Source organism: Mesorhizobium ventifaucium, from assembly GCF_935822925.1.
In the GTDB taxonomy this organism is placed as follows: domain Bacteria; phylum Pseudomonadota; class Alphaproteobacteria; order Rhizobiales; family Rhizobiaceae; genus Mesorhizobium; species Mesorhizobium ventifaucium.
The window spans coordinates 1-4671 of sequence record NZ_CAKXZS010000064.1 but is presented as its reverse complement, the minus strand read 5'-3'; the positions used below and the strand labels follow the sequence as shown (position 1 = coordinate 4671).

At 59.5% G+C, this 4671-nt stretch carries 8 protein-coding genes; 4 read left to right on the top strand and 4 right to left on the bottom strand.

The features are described from left to right. Positions 1–1147 (top strand): hypothetical protein (locus tag NMG70_RS30625; RefSeq protein WP_254027935.1); only part of this gene is annotated, 1147 nt, incomplete at its 5' end. Continuing rightward, positions 1141–1272: a hypothetical protein gene (locus NMG70_RS32745; RefSeq protein WP_301555200.1), complete on the top strand. Its 132-nt coding sequence runs from the start codon at positions 1141–1143 to the stop codon at positions 1270–1272. The genes NMG70_RS30625 and NMG70_RS32745, both read left to right, overlap by 7 nt. Positions 1273–1422: 150 nt before the next feature. Here the strand turns inward: NMG70_RS32745 and NMG70_RS30620 are convergent, their stop codons facing one another. From NMG70_RS30620 to NMG70_RS30610, 4 genes are all read right to left on the bottom strand, one after another. After that, positions 1423–1977 carry an acyltransferase gene (locus NMG70_RS30620; RefSeq protein ID WP_254027934.1) on the bottom strand — a complete coding sequence of 185 codons (555 nt, stop codon included), beginning with the start codon at positions 1975–1977 and terminating at the stop codon, positions 1423–1425. A 668-nt stretch (positions 1978–2645) separates the two neighbouring features. After that, positions 2646–2816: a hypothetical protein gene (locus NMG70_RS30615; RefSeq protein ID WP_254027933.1), complete on the bottom strand. Its 171-nt coding sequence runs from the start codon at positions 2814–2816 to the stop codon at positions 2646–2648. Between the two features lie 391 nt (positions 2817–3207). After that, on the bottom strand, positions 3208–3336 hold the full coding sequence (locus NMG70_RS32740; RefSeq protein ID WP_301555199.1) for a hypothetical protein: 129 nt from the start codon (positions 3334–3336) through the stop codon (positions 3208–3210). A gap of 156 nt (positions 3337–3492) precedes the next feature. Then, positions 3493–3672 (bottom strand): hypothetical protein, encoded by a 180-nt coding sequence (locus NMG70_RS30610; protein ID WP_254027932.1) that lies wholly within the window; start codon positions 3670–3672, stop codon positions 3493–3495. 93 nt (positions 3673–3765) lie between these two features. On the opposite strand from NMG70_RS30610, the gene NMG70_RS30605 reads away from it, so the two are divergent. After that, positions 3766–3981, top strand: coding sequence for a hypothetical protein (locus NMG70_RS30605; RefSeq protein ID WP_254027931.1), 216 nt, complete (start codon positions 3766–3768; stop codon positions 3979–3981). Next, entirely contained in the window at positions 3918–4580 is a 663-nt protein-coding gene (locus tag NMG70_RS30600; protein ID WP_367185627.1) for an N-acetylmuramidase family protein, read from the top strand. The genes NMG70_RS30605 and NMG70_RS30600 overlap by 64 nt, the downstream gene beginning before the upstream one ends. Positions 4581–4671 lie beyond the last annotated feature (91 nt).

The window sequence follows — 4671 nt, the reverse complement described above, 5'->3', positions numbered from 1 at the left end:
GCGCGAACAGGATGGTCATGCCGGCGCGGCCGAAGAAGAAGGCGACGGTGATCGCCACCACCATCACCCACCAGGCACTGAGCAGGTGGTCGGCTGGCCGAACCTGGTCGACACCGGCACGAATACCCCGATGAACTACAGCGTCGTCATGCAAACGCCAGCGCCGGCCGATTGTTACATCACCGAAGTCGATGTCGGTGCCAGCGGCGCCGGCACGGCCAACATTCACGTGATCCAGTACAATGGCGATCTAACCGTCAACGTGATCAGCACGCATCAGATCACGTTGGCCAATGGTGTGAGCGAAATCCCCCTCAGCATACCGATTGCAGCGGGGCAGTATCCGGCGATCAGCGGCGGCGGCTACAAGTTTCAGAGCAGCGTCAACGCGCAAGGCATCGCTGCATGGATCAGGTCTGGCGTGCTGTCGAACGGCGCTATTGTGGCGTCATCGACCCTGCACCGATATGAGGTTGCGTTCACGATCAAAACTGGCCTCATCGCCGACGCTGCGCGGGCTCTGACAGGCGGCACACAGAACACCGGCATGAACTTGCTGGCGGACGCCGACCCGAATGGCGTCGTTGACGCGACCGCCATCTTTGCATCAGCTGCGGCCGCTCACCCAAATCCTTATGTGCCGCCCGGCAGCTTTGCGCTGACGGTCATGCCCAAGTCGGGCGACGGTTTTTGGGGGTCCGGAAAGCCGTACGTCGGCGGCCGGAGGTTCTTCGTTCCGGCTCGCCCGTCGCTGTTCGATCTTTATGATGGCTTCCGGGCCAAGATGGCAGAGCACATCGCCAACAACGACGTGCTCTGCCTGATCGCTGACAGCATCACCGCGCATGGGAGCTATACCTTCGCGTCATCTAATACGGCGCGCCTTACCTCGGCAATCGTCCAAGCGAGCTATGCTGGCGGCAAGTTCGTGCCGATACTCGCGCTTGGCATCAACGACAGTTTTAGTATCGGGCCGGCTACGATTTCCACGAACATCACTGCGGTGCTTAATACGCTGGAGGCAGCTGCCGCACCTCGTATCCTTGCGATGCCGCCGACGCGCCCGTCTTCGGCCTGGCATGGTAGCTACACTGGCGGGCGGCGCTTGGCGCTATCCGCCAGACATACCGGTCACGAAACGTGCTGACGATCCCGATTGATGGTTTCGATTATATCGACGCTGGAGCCTATCAAGACGGGGTTTACTTCAGCGACGTCGGCCATGACAGCAACGCCTTGCGCTTCATCGAATATGTCGCGGAGAGGGGATAGGCAAATGGCACAGGCATCTTGCATATGAGCAGCACCTGGCGGGCCGGACAAAAGGACGGCTAAAAATACGACCTGCGAACTGAATTTCTCAAGTCGCACCTAACGCCGCAACGCGCAGCATGGCCTATATGATTGGAGTTCCTTAAAGTTCTAAGTAGTCAGATATTCTTCTGAAATATCGCGTATCTTTGCAGCCGGTACACCGGCAACAATGGTGAAGGGCGCGACATCCTTCGTAACCACGGACGCGGCACCGACAACTGCGCCCTTGCCGATCGTGACGCCTTTCAGGATTGTCACGCCGAAGCCGATCCAGACATTGTCGTCGATCGTTACCGGGGCGATGCCGACACCCGCCCAGTTCTTTTTTCCCTGATGCCAATCCGCGACGTCGTTGGCTCGCTGTTTCCAATCCCGGGAATGCGAGTTGTGATCAACAATCGTCGTGCCCCAGGAAATAACGACGTCATCGCCGAGCGTGATATGTTCTGCGGCGACTAGGTGGCTCTTGCCGATGTAGCAGCGCCGCCCGATCGTGATCTGCGCTTCTGGTCGATCAAACGAAAAGTAGCAGTTAATGATCCCGCCCTCGCCGATCGAGTGATGGCCACGGCGGGCAGTGCGGACGCTCTGAATGGCCATCTTGGTGCCGGCGCCGACATTGACGCCCGCTAAGCGTTGCAGGAAGGGCGGCACAAAAGGCATGTCAGTGTCTTCCGTATCGTGTTTGTTGCTGCCTCTCGGCGATAACCTGTAATCCGTCGCAGAGCATGAGTTGCCCGTTGTGGCATTTGCATACAAGCTACTTCAACGGTGCCCGCGCATCGTGCTCGCCGTCGGTTTCCATAATGACGCAGGGATGGCACAAACCCTCAAACGCTTTTCGATCCAAGCAATCGATGGCCGACACCGGCAGTTTAGTTCGCATTTGTCCGGGGCCGGTCCGTTGGGCAGCCACCATTTGCGGCAAGCACCTGCGCTTTGCAAGTGTGATCGTGAGGTGTTCACGCTCTAATTCGTTTGGCTTGACACGGCCGCTGGCAACGAGCCTGTGCCCGCATATTGTACTTCATATATCCAAAAGGTACGAACGATGAAGGAATGATCTTGATTCGTGGCATGGCTTGCTCCGCGCATCTTGTGGTTCAGGTCAATGGCAGAGGGGCAGCTGGTGCGCCTTATCTATACCGATGAGGCCGGCACTTCGAAAAACGAGCCCGTTCGTATTGTAACCGGCTTGATTGTCCACGGAGATGATCAAGTCTGTGAGTTAATTCGGGAATTGCAGCGTCTTACAAGTGAGATGGTGCCTGCGATTGACAACTTTGAGCGTCCTTGCGCGCCCAAAGGTGCGCTGGCGAACGGGGCAACCGCTAATGACGGCTGTCTTGCGGCTTGTCGTGAGGCTGGCTGTTCGACCACCAGATAAAATACAGCGAACCTATCTTCATCACCCGCACGCGGCGCTCGCGTTCGCGCACCCGCAATTCGCGATAGACTTTCATCTTCAAGGTGCCGCCCGGCAATTTGATACGCACTGCCATCGGTTCAACTCCCGCCGGCAAGGCAATGATGATGTGCAATGCAGCAATTAGAGAACTTCCCAGAGGGAAGAGTCAACCGCCGATGGTTTTTTGATTCATCCCGGGAAGGGTTCGAGCGCAGGCGCCCGATGAGATTCAGGGCATCAAGGCGTCGCCCGGGGTTGGTCAGGATCGTCCGGTGCATCCGGCTGGCCGTTTAAAGGACGGGGCCGGTTCGACCACCAGGTGAAATACAGCGAGGCCATCTTCAGAACCGGTATGCGGCGCCCAACCCCCGTTGTGCAATGCAGCAACTAGAGAGCTTCCGTTGCGGAAGAGTCAAGGCCGGTCATCGTTTCTGCGGCTATCTTCCGGGACCGTTTCCGGAACGGTCGGGGCGCAGGCTTCCGGATCATCGTTTTGGCGAGCGCCCGGACATGCTGCTCGGCCACCAGATGATGAAGTAATTTCCGACCTGCCAGACCGGGACCTCGCGCTTCTGCTCGCGGCGGCGCAGCTTGTCCCTCGTCTTGATCTTCAAGGTCCCCCCCGGAAGCCTGATCCTTAATGTCACGCGCCCTCCCGCACCTGAGTCCCACGGGGTATGAACGGTTCATGGCAGCAGTCTCATCCCGGCTAAGGCAATTTCGGTTCAGGCGGCAGGACGGGTCGAGCTGCTCTCAACTGGTCGACACCGTCACTTGAAGAAATACGCCATGCCCTGGATGGCCAGGAACGCATAGACGATCGGCCCGGCTATCAGCCCGCAATAGAGGCACAGGATCACCGCCAGCGCCACAAGCAGCGGCTTGTCGCGGCCGACCGCGCATAGCTCGGCCTTCACCGTCCAGCGCGCCGTTCCTTCCTGTTGCGACATCGGCAAATCCCCGCAGTTTTGGCTCATTTCACACAATCGCCTGCAAACATCAACCTGGCGCCTGCAAACATCAACCTGGGAAAGGACAAGACCATGGATGCCAATTTCAAGGGCGCCGCCAGGCGGCTGGACGATCTCGATCTGCCAAAACTCGGCGCCAGGATCGGCGTCGGCGAAGACGAGATCCACGCCTTTCTCGATGTCGAACCAGCGGGCATGGCTTCGACGCCCAGGGCCGGCCGGTCATCCTGTTCGAGCCACATGTTTTTTATCGCAATTTGGCGGGCGCGGCGCGGGCAAAGGCGGTAGCGGCCGGCCTTGCCTATGCCAAATGGGGCGAAAAGCCTTATCCAAGCGACAGCTATCCGCGCCTGAAAGCCGCCTGCGCCATCGACGAGACGGCGGCGCTCAGATCGGCGTCATGGGGGCTTGGCCAGGTTCTCGGCGAGAATTTCAGGGCGGCCGGCTTCCCCACCGTGCAGGCCATGGTCGAAGCCATGATGGAGGACGAGGCGCTGCAGCTGGCGGCGGCGGTCAATTTCATCGCCGCCAACCGGCTCGACGGCAAATTGCGCGCTCACGACTGGGCCGGCTTTGCCAAGGGCTACAACGGCGCATCCTATGGGAAGAACGCCTACGATATCAGGCTTGCCGCGGCGTTCCGCAAATGGTCCGGGATCAGGGACACGCCGTGGCCGCCCACCGCCCCAGTGCAGCCTCCGGCGCCCGTTCCGATCCCGCAGCCGAACATTCCTGCGCCTTCAGGGCCAAAGCCGGGCGAGGCTGGGCCCGGACCGTTGCCCGGCCCTTTGCCCGGATCATGGGCCGCAGTGCTGGCTCCGTTGGTCGCCGCAATCCTCTCCTTGTTTCGAAAGGTCCCCTCCTTGTTTGGAAAGGTTAAGCCATGAACTGGTTCAATACCAACGCCGCGCACAATCTGATCAATGTGCTGATCCTGCTGCTCACCGGCCTGGTTGGCTTCGACTGGACGCTGTTCGG

What these genes read in the sequence shown, in the direction of transcription:
- NMG70_RS30620 (WP_254027934.1), bottom strand. Translation starts at nt 1,977, where the DNA reads ATGCCTTTTGTGCCGCCCTTCCTGCAACGCTTAGCGGGCGTCAATGTC.
- NMG70_RS30615 (WP_254027933.1), bottom strand. Translation starts at nt 2,816, where the DNA reads ATGGCAGTGCGTATCAAATTGCCGGGCGGCACCTTGAAGATGAAAGTC.
- NMG70_RS30610 (WP_254027932.1), bottom strand. Translation starts at nt 3,672, where the DNA reads ATGTCGCAACAGGAAGGAACGGCGCGCTGGACGGTGAAGGCCGAGCTA.
- NMG70_RS30605 (WP_254027931.1), top strand. Translation starts at nt 3,766, where the DNA reads ATGGATGCCAATTTCAAGGGCGCCGCCAGGCGGCTGGACGATCTCGAT.